The organism is Vreelandella malpeensis (genome assembly GCF_020622355.1).
In the GTDB taxonomy this organism is placed as follows: Bacteria; Pseudomonadota; Gammaproteobacteria; order Pseudomonadales; family Halomonadaceae; genus Vreelandella; species Vreelandella malpeensis.
Genome location: NZ_WHVL01000006.1, coordinates 149552 through 163649, shown reverse-complemented (window position 1 = coordinate 163649; position 14098 = coordinate 149552). Strand labels below are relative to the sequence as shown.

Here is a 14098-nt window from a genome sequence, read left to right as displayed (position 1 = left end):
TCCTCTGCGGTGACGCGCTCACTGGCGCACCTGACCCTCGCCCAGCACGATGTACTTTTGAGTGGTCAGACCCTCGAGCCCGACCGGGCCGCGGGCGTGGAGCTTGTCGGTGGAGATGCCGATCTCGGCGCCCAGCCCGTATTCGAAGCCGTCGGCAAAGCGGGTCGAGGCGTTGACCACCACCGAACTCGAGTCGACTTCTGCCATGAAACGCCGAGCGAGCGTGTAGTCCTCGGTGACGATCGCATCGGTGTGCTGCGAGCTGTAGCGCTCGATATGTGCAATCGCCTCGCTGATACCGTCGACCACCTTCACCGCCAGAACTGGCGCCAGATACTCGGCCGCCCAATCCTCCTCGGTGGCCTCGAGCGCCTGGGGCAACAGCGCCCGGGTGCGCTCGCAGCCGCGCAGCTCCACGTCGTGCTCGGCATAGGCGCGGGCAAGCTCCGGCAATAGCAAGTCGGCGATGGCAGCATCGACGAGCAGCGTCTCCATGGTGTTGCAGGTGCCGTAGCGGTGGGTCTTGGCGTTGACCGCGATGGCCAGCGCCTTGGCCGGGTCGGCGGTGGCGTCGACATAAACATGGCATACGCCGTCGAGGTGCTTGATGACCGGCACCTTGGCCTCGGCTGCGATACGCGCGATCAGCGACTTGCCGCCGCGGGGAATGATCACATCGACGAATTCGGGCAGGGTGATCAGCGCGCCCACCGCCGCCCGGTCGGTCGTGGCCACTACCTGCACTGCACCGGCGGGCAGGCCGGCCACGGCCAGGCCCGCCTGGAGGCAGTCGTTGAGCGCTGCGTTGGAGGCGTGAGCCTCGGAGCCGCCGCGCAGAATGCAGGCGTTGCCGGCCTTGAGGCACAAGCTCGCCGCCTCAATGGTCACGTTGGGGCGCGACTCAAAAATGATACCGATCACCCCCAGCGGCACGCGCATCTTGCCGACCTGGATACCGCTCGGGCGGTAGTTCATGGCGCTGATCTCGCCCACCGGGTCGGCGAGCGCGGCCACCTGGCCAAGCCCTTCGATCATGGCGTCGATGCGCGTATCGTCCAATGCCAGGCGATCGAGCAGCGCCGCGTCGAGGCCGTTCTCCCGCCCCCGCGCCAGATCCTGCTGGTTGGCGCGCAGAAGCGCCGGGCGAGCGCTCTCGAGGGCATCGGCCACTGCCCGCAGCGCGCGATTCTTGGCGCCGGTATCAGCGGCGCGCAGCACTTTCGATGCCTCACGGGCGCGGCGCCCTACCGCGTTCATGTATCCGGGAATATCGCCGGCGGCCAGGGCTTTCAGGGCGTTATCGTGATCGGCGCGTGCAACGCTCATGCTGTCTCCCAGAATCAGGCTCATGGATTAAGTCGAAAACAGGGGCGGCGATTCATCTCATCCAACCGCCCCGGGTAGGATATATCTCGCGTGGCAAACCGTCGCGAGGCACCTAAAAACGTCAGCGCCCCGAAATAAAACGCACTAAACGCTATACTGAAGCCACCCAGATACGGTAGCGCTCGGCGGCGAGGCGTTCATCGGTCCGGGGCCTCTACTCAAAACAGGTCAATAGTAAGCCAGCATGGAAAGCAAATACAAAATACGCCTGCTCAGAGTCAACCTGCTGCTCGCCGCCGTCGTTCTCGTCCTCTGGAGCTTCGGAGCGCCGCCGCTCGCCACCGTGGCGCTGTTAACGGCGGCGCTATGGCTGTTCACCACCGCCATACTGCTGGAGTTCACCTTGCGCCATTCGCGGGATCTTTCCTGGCAGGTCCTGACCAGCGCCCTGCTGCTGTTTCTGATCGTAGCGGCACCGGAGCGCCACAGCATCCTGATCTGGGTATGGGCTGCCCTTTTCATGCTGCCGCAAAATCGCATCATGACGCTGTTCAATATCGGCGGGGCGCTGTCGAGCTGGCTGCTGGTGGCCTTCAACCTGAGCGCTGCCCAGGCAGCGATGCTGCTGGTGGCGATGGTCATCCTCACGCTGCTGGCCATCGCCCAGACGCGCCGGTTGATCGACCTCAACGGCAGCATCCGCCAGCGCCTGCGCTTGATCCCCGGGCTCAACCTGTGGGCCGGCGAGCAGCTCTTGAAGGATCTAAACCGCGAGCAGATTCGCGCCCGCCGCGAAGATATCTACGCCGAGGTGCTGATCGTTCATCAGAAACGCCACCAGCTCTGGGCCAACGCCCACAGGCTCTGCGAGATGACTCACGATTTCGAGAACGTCTATCGCCTCGATGGTTCGACCCTGGCGGTGCTGCTACTGTGCCGCGACGCCGCGACCGGGGCACGGCGGCGCCTGGCACTGTGCGCGGCGCTCCCCAGCGGCGTGGTGCATCAGCACGTGCCTCTTGAAGAACTCGATCCCGCAGGCGTGAGCCTCGAATGCCTGAACCGGCGCCACGACGTCTCGCAAAGGAACGGTGCATGATCAAGAGCCTGCCTCCCCGCGCGTTGATGACGCTGGCCTATGTCATCTGCCTGCTGATCACCACCTGCTACACGTTCTGGCTCTACGCCATGGGCCATTACCGCGAGCTGATGGTGCCGCTGTTCGTGTCGCTCTTGCTGGTGACGGCGCTGCTGCTTCACTACGGCCAGACGTTCACCCCCTACGGGCCGCGCGCGATCTTGCTGATCAGCGCCTATATCAGCGTCTCATCGGCCCTCTACTTCGGTCTCACGAACGCCATGATCTGGCTGGGGCTGCCCATGGCGGCGGCCTTCGTGCTGCTTCCTCACGTGAGTGCCCTGGCTCTCAACCTGCTGTTCATTCCGCTGTGGTGGCTGCTGCCGATGAGCGATCACGCGCTCTACCCGCTACCTTTGGGGTATCTGGCGCTGATCCTGATGTTCGCCCTGCCCCCTTGGGAGATCGCGCGACGACATGCGCTGCTGCGTGCCTCAGACCCTCACGACAGCGAGTGCAACGCCTACCATATCGATACCCTCAAGGAGCGTTTGAACAGCGAGTTCCAGCGAGCCGCGCTGCTCGACAAGCGCCTGGCGGTGCTGGTGCTTCACTTGCCGCAGCTGGACATGGCCGAAGAGCAATTCGGCAGCCGCGCCAAGCGAGCGCTGCTGGAGGCGCTGTGCAGCGAGGTCAATAGCCGCTGCCGCGACCATGACCTGCTCGGGCGCGCTAATGAGGCGAGTTTCTGGCTGGTACTGCCCGATACCAGCGAAAGCGGCGCGCTGCTGGTGCGCGAGCGCCTTTACCGCGCGCTGTCGCGCCGAGTGCTGATCGAGACCGGTCCGCTGGAGGCGCGAATTGGGGTATGCTTGCCGCGCCCGAGCGAGCGGTTCGACCGTTACGTTCAACGCCTGGAAAACCTGTCACGGACGCTCTACCGCGCCTGAGCCCGGCGCTTACACCTTGAAGGGAGTCATTTGTGCATCTCGCCGAGCAGTTGCTGGATCTTTCGCTTTCCCCCCTCACACTGTTGCTGCTGATCTTTCTGATCTCGGCGCTCGAGTCGCTCGCCGTAGTAGGCCTGCTGGTGCCCGGCGTGGTCCTGGTCACCGCCGCCGCCTCGATGGCAGGACACCAAGACGTCGAGGTCGCCTGGCTTCTGATCGCCGCTTTTCTCGGGGCGGTAGTCGGCGACGGGGTGAGTTTCAAGCTCGGCTACGATCATCGTGAACAGGTAACGAAACGCTGGCCGCTGGCCCAGCACCCGGAGTGGCTGGGGCGCGGGGCGCGGTTCTTCGAGCGCTATGGCATCTATTCGGTGTTCATCGGTCGCTTCGTCGGCCCGGTACGCCCGATCATTCCGCTGGTGGCCGGCATGATGCGCATGCCGCCGCGCACCTTCGTGCTGGCCAACATCGCCTCGGCGATCATCTGGGCGCCCGCCTACGTCCTGCCAGGCTACCTGCTGGGCCACACCTGGCAGCGCTACCTGTCGGTGCCGCCCAACATCGAAAACGCCGTGCTGGTGATCGCTGCCATCGTGGTGGTGCTGGCGGTGGTGTTCTCCTGGGGTCGCGCCCAGGTAGTACGCCATGGGCGTCTCTACCTGATGACCGCCCGGGCTGCGCGACGCCTGCCCTTCACCCGTCGGCCGTGGCTTGCCATGAGCCACAGTGGCGAGGTACCGCTGGCGTCGCTACTGCTGTTCGTGATCGCCTTCACGAGCTTCTGCGCCTGGACGCTCTACGTTCTCAAGCACCCCGAGGCGCTCTCCCTGGACTTGCAGGCCCAGCGGCTCTTCGCCTGGCTCGAAACGCCGGCGCTGCATACCGCGAGCCTGGGTTTTGCCAAGCTCGGCGACAAGCTCGGCATCACGATACTGATACTGCCCTGGGCGGCGTGGCTATTGGCCCGCCGACGCATCGACGTGCTGCTGCACTGGGCGGCGGCCCTGGGCGGGGTCGCCCTGCTCAACACCCTCGGCAAGGCGGCCTTCGGGCGCGCCCGGCCGGACACGCCGGAGTACCTCGTCGGCTCGCTCTCCTACCCTAGTGCCCATACCTCGGGCTTCGTGGTGGTGGTCGGGCTCGCGGCGGCGTTCATCGCCGGCGAGTGCGCGCGCAAGTACCGGGTGTGGATCTACTGGGTGGCGATCGCGCTAGTGGTGCCGATGGCACTGTCGCGGCTGATGCTGGGCGTGCACTGGCTGAGCGACCTGATCGGCGGGGCGCTTTTGGGGCTCACGCTCTGCGCGCTGGTGCGACTGAGCTGGCAGAGCCGGCGCCGGCCACCGCTGCCCGCTTGCCCGCTGGCGCTGCTGATGGGGGCGACGCTGGTACTGATGGGGCTGCGCATCGCCTACTTGCCGCCGGTGTGAGCGGTGCTCAACCCAGTGCCAGCCAGAGCCCCACGCCGATCATCAGGGTGCCGGCGATGCGGTTCATCAGTCGCACGTTGCCGCTCTTGCCAAGGGTACGGCGCAAGGTCTTGCCGCCGGTGGCGTAGACCAGAAGACTGGCAAACTCGATGGTCAGAATCACCGCGATCAGCCCGGCAAGCTGCTGGACCAGCCCGCGGGAGCTGTCCAGAAACGGCGGCAGCAGTGCCATGAAGAACGCCCATCCCTTCGGATTGGCGATGGCGGTGACGAACCCCTGGCTTGCCAGCTGGAGCCGTCCGGCGGGCGGGCCGGTCTCGATCTGGGATGGAATCGCCATGCGCCCCCGGGAGCGCCACATCATCACTCCGAGATAGCCAAGATACGCTCCGCCGACCCACTTGAAGAGCGTGAAGAGCGCCGGCTGCTTGAGCATCAGGGCAGCCACCCCGGCGCCGGCGGCGGCGGCGACCAGCCCGACCCCCACCAGCTCGCCAAGCATCATCCAGAGCGTGCGCTTGATGCCCTGAGTCATGCCCAGCACCATGGCCAGTGTCATGCACATGCCCGGCGTGAGCGACACGAACAAGAAAGTGGGTACAAATACGGAAAGCGTCGCCCACGACAGCATAAGTCGGATTCCTCGGGAAGAGTGTCGGTCAGGGTTGGTCGGAGTGCTCGCCCCAGCGCGGTACCAGGGTGTGCTCGATGCCGAGCTGGTTGAGTATACGGGCCACGATGAAGTCGATCAGCGCCTCGATCGAGTCCGGGCGATGGTAGAAGCCTGGGGCGGCGGGCAGGATCACCACCCCGAGCCGACTCAGGGTCAGCATGTGCTCAAGGTGGATCGGCGAGAGCGGGGTCTCGCGCGGCACCATCACCAGCCGGCGGCGCTCCTTGATCGCCACGTCCGCTGCCCGCTCGATCAGATTGTTGCTCGCCCCGGTGGCGACCGCTGACAGGGTGCCGGTGGAGCACGGGCAGATCACCATGTGGGAGGGGGCGCCGGAGCCCGAGGCGACCGGCGCCATCCAGTCCTCGCGCCCGAAGCAGCGAATCTGCCCGGGTCGGGCCTCGAAGCGCGCGGTGAGCGCGTCAACCAGGCGTTCGGGTTTGGCTGGCAGCTCGACGTCGGTTTCGGTGCTGATCACCATGTGCGCGGCCTTGGAGATCATCACCCACACCTCGTGGCCGGCCTCGACGAGCACCTCGATCAGGCGCAGCCCGTACTGGGCACCGGAGGCGCCGGTCAGCGCCACGCTCACGGGTGCCTTGAAAGGAGTATCGTGCTGCATTCAGGTCTCCTTGGCGGCCAGCGCGGCGAGAAGCAGCTCGTGTATCCCGCCGAACCCGCCATTGGACATCACCACGATGCGATCCTGGGGTAGTGCCGTGGCCACGATCGCCGCCACCAGCGCATCGAGATCGTGATGCAGCGAGCCGTGGGCCTGCTCGTCGACCAAAGCGTCCATCGACCAGTCGAGCCCTTCGGGTTCGAACCAGAACACCGCATCCGCCGAAGCCACACAGGCCTTCAGCCGGTCGCGCAGCGCGCCCAGCCGCATGGTGTTGGAGCGCGGCTCGATCACCGCCAGCAGTCGCCCCCTGGGCGTAGCTGCGCGAAGTCCCTCGAGGGTGGCGGCGATCGCGGTCGGGTGGTGGGCGAAGTCGTCGATCACCTGTACGCCGCCGATTTCGCCGCGCACCTCCTGGCGTCTTCTGGGGGTCTGAAAACGCGACAGCGCCGCGCAGGCCCGCGCCAGATCGACGCCCAGATGATGGGCCGAGGCCAGCGCCGCCAGGGCGTTGCGCGCGTTGTGCTCGCCGGTAAGGCTCCACTCCACTACCCCATCCTCGGCCCGCTCGCCATCGACCCTCACCTGGAAGCGGCTAGCGTCCGGGCGCTCGAGCGTGAAGCGCCAAGGGCTCGACGCCTGATCGCCAAAGTACACCACCGGCGACCAGGCCCCCTGGTCGATCACCCGATCGAGCGCGGGCTGCCCATCGGCGACCAGCAGACGACCACGGCCGGGGACGGTGCGCACCAGATGGTGGAACTGGCGCTCGATCGCGGCAAGATCGGGAAAGATATCGGCGTGGTCGAACTCGAGATTGTTGAGCACGGCGATCTCGGGGCGGTAGTGGACGAACTTGGAGCGCTTGTCGAAAAACGCGGTGTCGTACTCGTCCGCCTCGACCACGAAAGGGGCACCCGGGTCACCGAGGCGCGCCGAGACGCCGAAGTTGCGCGGCACGCCGCCGATCAGAAAGCCCGGGGCAAGCCCGGCGCTTTCCAGCAGCCAGGCCAGCAGGCTCGCCGTGGTGGTCTTGCCGTGGGTGCCGGCCACGGCGATCACCCGGCGCCCGGGCAGCACGTGATCCGCCAGCCACTGGGCGCCGGAGGTGTAGCGAAGCCCTGCGTCCAGCAGCGCCTCCACTTCGGGGTTGCCCCGTGACAGCGCGTTACCGACGACCACCAGGTCGATATCGGCGGTGACATTCTCGGCACGATAGCCGCTGACAAGCGCAATGCCTGCCTCTTCGAGCTGGGTGCTCATGGGCGGGTAGACGTTGGTGTCGGAACCGCTCACCTGATGACCGAGTTCGCGGGCCAGAAGCGCGAGGCTACCCATGAAGGTGCCACAGATACCGATGATATGCAGACGCATGGGTGTCACACTCCTCCGCGAGCTTGCCAGACCTTCCAAAAAGCGTAAGAAATCAGTCGCCGAGACTAGCACGGCTTGCCCTCGAGCTCATCTTCGCCGCTCAAATATTCGCCTGGATGTGACAATGCCGGCGCTTTGTTGCAGGATGCGCCCACCTTATCCACATCGACGAGCGCGCGGCCAAAGGCCGCGACGCGACGGGAGTAGACGATGCGCGTCATCATTCGCACCTTTTTCCGCGGCCTTCGCCTGGTGCTGGCTCCGATCCTGCTGGCCCAGGAGAAGCTTTCCACCCCGAAGGGCAAGAGCCGCGCGCCCGAGGCTCAGACTGAGGTGGACGCCGCCTGCCAGGAGCTTGCGCTCTATCAGTTCCAGAGCTGCCCCTTCTGCATCAAGGTGCGCAAGGAGATCGCCAGGCTCAACCTGACCATCGACACCCGCGATGCCAAGAACGACCCGCCCCACCGCGAAGCGCTCGCCGAGGGCGGTGGCCGGGTCAAGGTGCCTTGCCTGCGTATCGAACAAGACGACGGCAAGGCGCTGTGGCTGTACGAATCCAGTGACATCAACCGCTACCTGAACCAGCGCTTCGGCGCCATTTGACGCTCATTCCTTGACCTGCCGGGTGTAGCGATCAAACGTTGGTTTCAATGCCCGACCGGCCCGGGGCGGGGCTTGGCGACGGCTCATTCGGCAGACGAATGGGCCGTGTCATTTTTTCGATTGTGCCTGGCGACACCCACTCATTATGTTAATGGCTCGCCTGCGAGCCGGCCCTGCCCATCTTGCCGGCACGACAACAACACCGGCAATGCCGAACAATAAACAATGACCAACGGGAACGACCATGACGCTTAAAAAGACGATCCTCGCCTCCGTGATCGGCGCCGCCTTCGCGGGTGCCACCCTGATGCCGCTGGCCGCCAGTGCCGAGACCCTGCGCATCGGCTACTCCGCGGATTTCGAGACCCTGGACCTTCACGAGCAGCTTTCCGGCGGCGTACTGCGCTTCTCGCACATGACCTTCGACCCGCTGGTGCGCTGGACCAAGGATTTCGAGTTCGAACCGCGCCTGGCCACCGAGTGGGAGCAGACCGACGACACCCACACCCGCTTCACCCTGCGTGAAGGCGTGACCTTCCACTCCGGCAACGAATTCACCGCCAAGGACGTGGTCTGGACCATCGAGCGCCTGAAGGAGAGCCCCGACTACCGGGCGATCTTCGAGCCGATCGAAAGCGTGGAAGCCGTCGACGACTACACCGTCGAGATCACCACCGCCGAGCCCTACCCGCTTCTGCTGAACCTCGCCACCTACATCTTCCCGATGGACAGCGAGTTCTATACCGGCGAGACCGAGGACGGCAATGCCAAGGACGAGATCGTCAAGGCAGGCAACACCTTCGCCTCGCGCAACGCCTCCGGCACCGGGCCTTTCAAGGTCACCAACCGCCGCCAGGGCGTGCGCGTCGACATGGAGCGCTTCGAGGATTACTGGGACACCGAATCGCCGGGCAACGTCAGCGAGATCGTGCTGACGCCGATCGCCGAGAACGCCTCTCGTGTGGCGGCGCTGCTGTCCGGCAGCGTGGATTTCATCGACGCGGTGCCGCCCAACGACCTGGATCGCGTACGTGACGCCCAGGGTGCGAACCTCGTCGAGGTGCCCGGCACGCGGATCATCGGCTTCCAGCTCAACGAGGAGACCGTCGAAGCGTTCCAGGACGAGCGCGTGCGCCAGGCGGTGGATCTGGCCATCAACCAGGAAGGCATCGCCGATCGCCTGATGCGCGGTTTCGCCACCCCGGCGGCGCAGTTCTCGCCGGAAGGCTACGCCGGTCACAACCCGGAGCTCACGCCCCGTTACGATCTCGAACGCGCCCAGGCCCTGATGGCGGAAGCCGGTTTCGAAGAGGGCTTTAGCGTCGACATGATCGCGCCGAACAACCGCTACGTGAACGACGCCCAGATCGCCCAGGCCGTGGCCAACATGCTGTCGCGCATCAACATCACCGTGAACCTGCGTACCATGCCGCTGGCCCAGTACTGGCCGGAGTACGATGAGCGCGCCTCCGACATCGCCATGATCGGTTGGCACTCGGACACCGAAGACACCGCCAACTTCTTCCAGTACCTGACGTTCTGCATCGACGAGGAGAGCGGTGCCGGCCAGTACAACTACGGCAGCTACTGCAACGAGGAGATCGACGCGCTGGTGACCGAAGCGGACAGCGAGGTCGACCTCGAGCGCCGCGCCGAGATGCTCCAGCAAGCCGAGGCGATGCTCTACGAAGACGCGGGCTTCGTCATGCTGCACTGGCAGAACCTGGCCTATGGCGCCGCCGACGGTATCGACATCGAGCCGGTGGTCAACGCCATCGACTTCCCCTACCTGGGTGACCTGGTCATCGAACGCTAAGATCGACGGCCACACCATCGCAAGGATGCGTCGCTCCCCAGCGCACTGGGGAGCGACGTGCTTTATGTCGCCGACGCGACGCGCCCAGCCCCTGCTTTCTATCCAACCTATGATATAGGTGGCGTACGCCATGATTGCTTTTCTCATCAAGCGGCTAATGCACGCGGTACTGGTGATGTTCGTCATCAGCCTGCTGGCCTTCGCCATTCAAGACAACCTCGGCGATCCCGTGGCCCAGATGGTCGGTCAGTCGGTACCCGAAAGCGAGCGTCAGGCGCTGCGCGAACGTCTCGGGCTCACCGACCCCTTCCTGGTGCAGTACGCCCGCTTTGCCAAGAACGCCGTCCAGGGCGACTTCGGCAACTCCTATTTCTACGGCGAGCCGGCACTCGAGGTGATCGGCCGCCATTTGCCGGCGACACTCGAGCTGGTGTTCGCCGCCACGCTGATCATCGTGCTCTTTTCGGTGCCCATCGGCGTCTACAGCGCGATCAAGCCGCGCTCATTGATCTCGCGCTTTTTCATGAGCGCCTCGATCATCGGCATCTCGATCCCGGTGTTTCTCACCGCGATCGTGCTGATCCAGATATTCTCGATCGGCATCACCGTCTCGATCTTCCCCGACGCCACCGGCTGGGGAAGCTGGCTCAACGGGCTTTTATCGACTTCCGGCAACATGCCCTCCTTCGGGCGCGGCTATGATCTCGTTCATGTGTTCGGCAGTTGGGACACCAACCTGGCCACGCTCAGCGGTCTCCAGCACCTGGTGCTGCCGGCGGTGTCGCTCGCCTCGATCATGCTGCCGCTGTTCGTGCGCCTGATTCGCGCCGAGATGATGGAGGTGATGCAGTCCGAGTACGTCAAGTACGCCCGCGCCAAGGGCATCTCGATGCGCCGGGTCTACTTCGTCCACGCCCTCAAGAACACCATGCTGCCGGTGATCACCGTCGGCGGCGTGCAGATCGGCACCATGGTGGCCTACACCATCCTGACCGAGACCGTCTTCCAGTGGCCGGGCATGGGCCTGATGTTCCTCGATGCCATCAACCGGGCGGACATCCCGCTCATCGTCTCGTACCTGATGATCGTCGGCGTGATCTTCGTCGTCACCAATACCGTGGTGGATCTGATCTACGGTCTCGTGAACCCCACCGTAAAACTGACTGGTAAGCCCGCATGAGCACGCCGACTACGACAACGAGCACGCCCGGTCGCTGGGAGCGCTTTCGCGACTCCTACGTGTGGTACAGCTTCAAGCGCGACCGTACCGCCCAGCTCTGCCTGGCCATTTTTCTCTGCATGGTGGTGGCCGCGTTCGCCTCGCCCTTGATCGCCCCCACCGACCCTTACGATCTGCGCCAGATCGACATTCTCGACTCGGAACTGCCGCCGTTCTGGATCGACGGGGCCGACGACCGCTACATGCTCGGCACCGACGCTCAAGGGCGCGATCTCTGGTCGATCGTGCTTTACGGCACCCGCGTCTCGCTTTTGATCGGCTTCGGCGCGGTAATCCTTCAGGCGCTGATCGGCGTCACCTTTGGTCTGATGGCGGGGTATCTCGGCGGCAAGACCGACGCGATCCTGATGCGCCTGGCCGATATCCAGCTGTCGTTTTCGACACTGATGGTCGCCATCGTGGTCGGCGCGGTGGTCAAGGCGACCTTGGGCAGCGCGTTTTATAGCCAGTACGCGGTGATCATGTTGATCCTGATCATCGGGCTTGCCGAATGGCCGCAGTACGCGCGTACCGTGCGCGCTTCCGTGCTCGCCGAGCGCAGCAAGGAGTACGTCGACGCCGCCCGGGTAATGGGCCTGCGCAGCAAGCGGATCATGTTCCGCCACGTGCTGCCCAACACCCTGTCGCCGATCTTCGTCATCTCGACGGTGCAGATCGCCAACGCCATCATCTCGGAAGCCGCGCTGTCGTTTCTGGGCCTGGGCATGCCAGAAACTCACCCGTCACTGGGTTCGCTGATCAAGGCCGGCTTCGACTACATCCAGTCGGGCTCCTGGTGGATCACGCTGATCCCGGGTGCTGTACTGGTCGTGCTGGTGCTCTCCATCAATCTTCTGGGCGACTGGCTGCGCGACGTCATGAACCCACGACTCTACAAAGGCTGAGGACGGCATGGCACTACTCGAAGTCTCTCAACTCGACGTCCGCTTCGCCCTGCGCCAGGGTGAGGTGCGCGCCCTGCGCGATGTGAGCTTCACCCTCGACCGCGGCGAGCGCTTAGGGATCGTGGGTGAATCCGGCGCGGGCAAGTCGGTGGCGGCGTTCTCGCTTCTGAACCTGATTTCAAGGCCCGGTTTCATCGCCGGCGGACGCATCGTGTTCGATGGCCAGACGCTCAACACGCTGTCGGAGCGCAAGCTTCGCAAGGTGCGCGGCAACCGCATCTCGATGATCTTCCAGGACCCGATGATGACGCTCAACCCGGTGCTCTCCATCGGCGAGCAGATGGTCGAGTGTCTGAAGGCGCACCGGCGCATCTCGAGCAAGGCCGCCCGCGCCATCGCGCTGGACAAGCTCCGCCAGGTCCAGATCCCCTCGCCGGAGAAGCGCCTGGACCAGTATCCCCACGAGCTTTCCGGCGGCATGCGCCAGCGCATCATCATCGCCATCGCGCTGCTGCTCGACCCGGACATCATCATCGCCGACGAGCCGACTACCGCGCTCGACGTCACCATCCAGGCGGAGATCATGGCGCTGCTGCTCGACTTGTGCGAGCAGCACAACGTCGGCCTGATCCTGATCACTCACGACCTCGGCGTGGTCAGTCAGGTGACCCAGCGCATGCTGGTCATGTATGCCGGGCGCGTGATCGAGCAGGGGCCGACCCGCGAGATCATCAACGACCCGCAGCATCCTTACACCCAGGGGCTTCTCAACGCCCTGCCCCAGATGGCCACGCCCGGCGAGAAACTCAACCAGATTCGCGGCAGCATGCCGTCGCTTGCAAAGCTGCCGAGCGGCTGTGCCTTCCACCCGCGCTGCGACTTCATGACTCGCCAAAGCGGCGAGCCGCGCGCGGCCTGTATCGAGCAGGTACCTGGCTTCGTCGGCACCGGCAGTTGCCGCGTGGCCTGCCACATGGTGGCCGAAATGCTCGAAGACCGCCGCCTGAAGGAGGAAACCCCATGAGTGCGCAGGCCGACAACCGCATTCCCGTGCGCGATGCCGACGGCGCCGAGCCGCTTCTGCAGATTCGCGGACTAAAGAAGCGCTTCTCGCTTTCCGGAGATTTTCTCGACCAGCTGCGCTTCAAGAAGGGCCGATTAGTGCGCCATCAGGAGCACGTTCACGCCATCAACGGCGTGAATCTCGACATCGCCCGCGGCGAGGCGCTGTGCGTGGTGGGCGAGTCCGGCTGCGGCAAGTCCACGGTGGCGCGCACCGTGATGGGCCTTCTGAGCCCGAGCGAAGGCGAGATCCACTACGATGGCGCGCGTATCGATCATCTAAGCTCGCGCAAGCTTCTGCCCTACCGCAAGCGCATGCAGATGATCTTCCAGAACCCCTACGCATCGCTCAACCCGCGCATGACCATCCAGCAGACCCTGGAAGAACCGCTGCGCCTTCACCACCCCGAGTGGAGCCGCGCCCAGGTGATCGACAAGGTCACGACGGTGATGCAGTCGGTGGGGATCGACCCGGACTGGGGCAAGCGCTTCGGCCATGAGTTCTCCGGCGGCCAGCGTCAGCGTATCGCCATCGCTCGCGCCTTGGCAGTGGACCCGGAGTTCATCGTCGCCGACGAGCCGATCTCGGCGCTCGACGTCTCGATCCAGGCGCAGGTGCTCAACCTTTTGATGGACGCCCAGCGCGAACGCCATCTAACCTATCTGTTCATCACTCATGATCTGGCGGTGGTCGAGCACTTCGGCACCCGGGTGGCGGTGATGTATCTGGGCACGGTGTGCGAGGTGGCGACCACCGCAACACTCTTCGACAAGCCCCGCCACCCTTACACCCAGGCGCTGCTATCGGCGATACCCAGGCTCAAGGACGACCGACCCCAGCACATTCGCCTGTCCGGCGAGGTGCCCACTCCGGTGAACCTGCCCAGTGGCTGCGTCTTCCATGGCCGCTGCCCGCACGCCAACGCGCGCTGCAAGCAGGAGATCCCGGCGCTCGTTACTCAAACGGACGGCACTCGCGTCGCCTGCCACGGTGTCGAGGAGGGCCGGCTATGAGCCGGCCCTTCACCGGCGGCAACGCC

Annotated in this window: 14 protein-coding genes; 9 read left to right on the top strand and 5 right to left on the bottom strand. The window is 64.9% G+C overall.

Annotation, left to right across the window (positions count from 1 at the left end; translation table 11 throughout):
- Positions 1 to 18 precede the first annotated feature (18 nt).
- Positions 19 to 1326, bottom strand: a complete 1308-nt coding sequence (locus tag GEV37_RS14340; protein WP_227390953.1) for a glutamate-5-semialdehyde dehydrogenase — start codon at positions 1324 to 1326, stop codon at positions 19 to 21.
- Between the two features lie 244 nt (positions 1327 to 1570).
- Between GEV37_RS14340 and GEV37_RS14335 the strand changes: the two genes are divergently transcribed.
- From GEV37_RS14335 to GEV37_RS14325, 3 genes are read left to right on the top strand one after another with little or no spacing between them, the layout of a single operon-like run.
- Positions 1571 to 2425 (top strand): hypothetical protein, encoded by an 855-nt coding sequence (locus tag GEV37_RS14335; RefSeq protein WP_227390952.1) that lies wholly within the window; start codon positions 1571 to 1573, stop codon positions 2423 to 2425.
- Positions 2422 to 3354, top strand: coding sequence for a diguanylate cyclase domain-containing protein (locus GEV37_RS14330; RefSeq protein WP_227390951.1), 933 nt, complete (start codon positions 2422 to 2424; stop codon positions 3352 to 3354). The genes GEV37_RS14335 and GEV37_RS14330 overlap by 4 nt, the downstream gene beginning before the upstream one ends.
- A gap of 32 nt (positions 3355 to 3386) precedes the next feature.
- Positions 3387 to 4784, top strand: a complete 1398-nt coding sequence (locus GEV37_RS14325) for a bifunctional DedA family/phosphatase PAP2 family protein (protein ID WP_227390950.1) — start codon at positions 3387 to 3389, stop codon at positions 4782 to 4784.
- Between the two features lie 7 nt (positions 4785 to 4791).
- Here the strand turns inward: GEV37_RS14325 and GEV37_RS14320 are convergent, their stop codons facing one another.
- The 4 genes from GEV37_RS14320 to GEV37_RS14305 all read right to left on the bottom strand — a co-directional run bounded on the left by GEV37_RS14320 (position 4792) and on the right by GEV37_RS14305 (position 7674).
- Positions 4792 to 5415 carry a LysE family translocator gene (locus tag GEV37_RS14320; RefSeq protein ID WP_227390949.1) on the bottom strand — a complete coding sequence of 208 codons (624 nt, stop codon included), beginning with the start codon at positions 5413 to 5415 and terminating at the stop codon, positions 4792 to 4794.
- A gap of 28 nt (positions 5416 to 5443) precedes the next feature.
- Positions 5444 to 6079, bottom strand: coding sequence for a flavin prenyltransferase UbiX (locus tag GEV37_RS14315; protein WP_227390948.1), 636 nt, complete (start codon positions 6077 to 6079; stop codon positions 5444 to 5446).
- A complete protein-coding gene (mpl, locus tag GEV37_RS14310; RefSeq protein ID WP_227390947.1) occupies positions 6080 to 7453 on the bottom strand; it encodes a UDP-N-acetylmuramate:L-alanyl-gamma-D-glutamyl-meso-diaminopimelate ligase in 1374 nt (457 codons plus the stop codon). It abuts the gene before it with no gap.
- 65 nt (positions 7454 to 7518) lie between these two features.
- The gene (locus GEV37_RS14305) at positions 7519 to 7674 is read right to left on the bottom strand and encodes a hypothetical protein (RefSeq protein ID WP_227390946.1); all 156 of its coding nucleotides are present in this window, start codon (positions 7672 to 7674) and stop codon (positions 7519 to 7521) included.
- Here GEV37_RS14305 and GEV37_RS14300 point away from each other — a divergent pair.
- From GEV37_RS14300 to GEV37_RS14275, 6 genes are all read left to right on the top strand, one after another.
- A complete protein-coding gene (locus GEV37_RS14300) occupies positions 7664 to 8056 on the top strand; it encodes a glutaredoxin family protein (RefSeq protein ID WP_227390945.1) in 393 nt (130 codons plus the stop codon). The genes GEV37_RS14305 and GEV37_RS14300 overlap by 11 nt on opposite strands.
- 244 nt (positions 8057 to 8300) lie before the next feature.
- Positions 8301 to 9872: an ABC transporter substrate-binding protein gene (locus GEV37_RS14295; RefSeq protein WP_227390944.1), complete on the top strand. Its 1572-nt coding sequence runs from the start codon at positions 8301 to 8303 to the stop codon at positions 9870 to 9872.
- A gap of 130 nt (positions 9873 to 10002) precedes the next feature.
- Positions 10003 to 11052 carry an ABC transporter permease gene (locus tag GEV37_RS14290; RefSeq protein WP_227390943.1) on the top strand — a complete coding sequence of 350 codons (1050 nt, stop codon included), beginning with the start codon at positions 10003 to 10005 and terminating at the stop codon, positions 11050 to 11052.
- Complete coding sequence (locus GEV37_RS14285; RefSeq protein ID WP_227390942.1) at positions 11049 to 11996, top strand: ABC transporter permease; 948 nt, start codon at positions 11049 to 11051, stop codon at positions 11994 to 11996. The genes GEV37_RS14290 and GEV37_RS14285 overlap by 4 nt, the downstream gene beginning before the upstream one ends.
- 7 nt (positions 11997 to 12003) lie before the next feature.
- Positions 12004 to 13020, top strand: a complete 1017-nt coding sequence (locus GEV37_RS14280; protein ID WP_227390941.1) for an ABC transporter ATP-binding protein — start codon at positions 12004 to 12006, stop codon at positions 13018 to 13020.
- On the top strand, positions 13017 to 14072 hold the full coding sequence (locus GEV37_RS14275) for an ABC transporter ATP-binding protein (protein WP_227390940.1): 1056 nt from the start codon (positions 13017 to 13019) through the stop codon (positions 14070 to 14072). The genes GEV37_RS14280 and GEV37_RS14275 overlap by 4 nt, the downstream gene beginning before the upstream one ends.
- Positions 14073 to 14098: the final 26 nt, after the last annotated feature.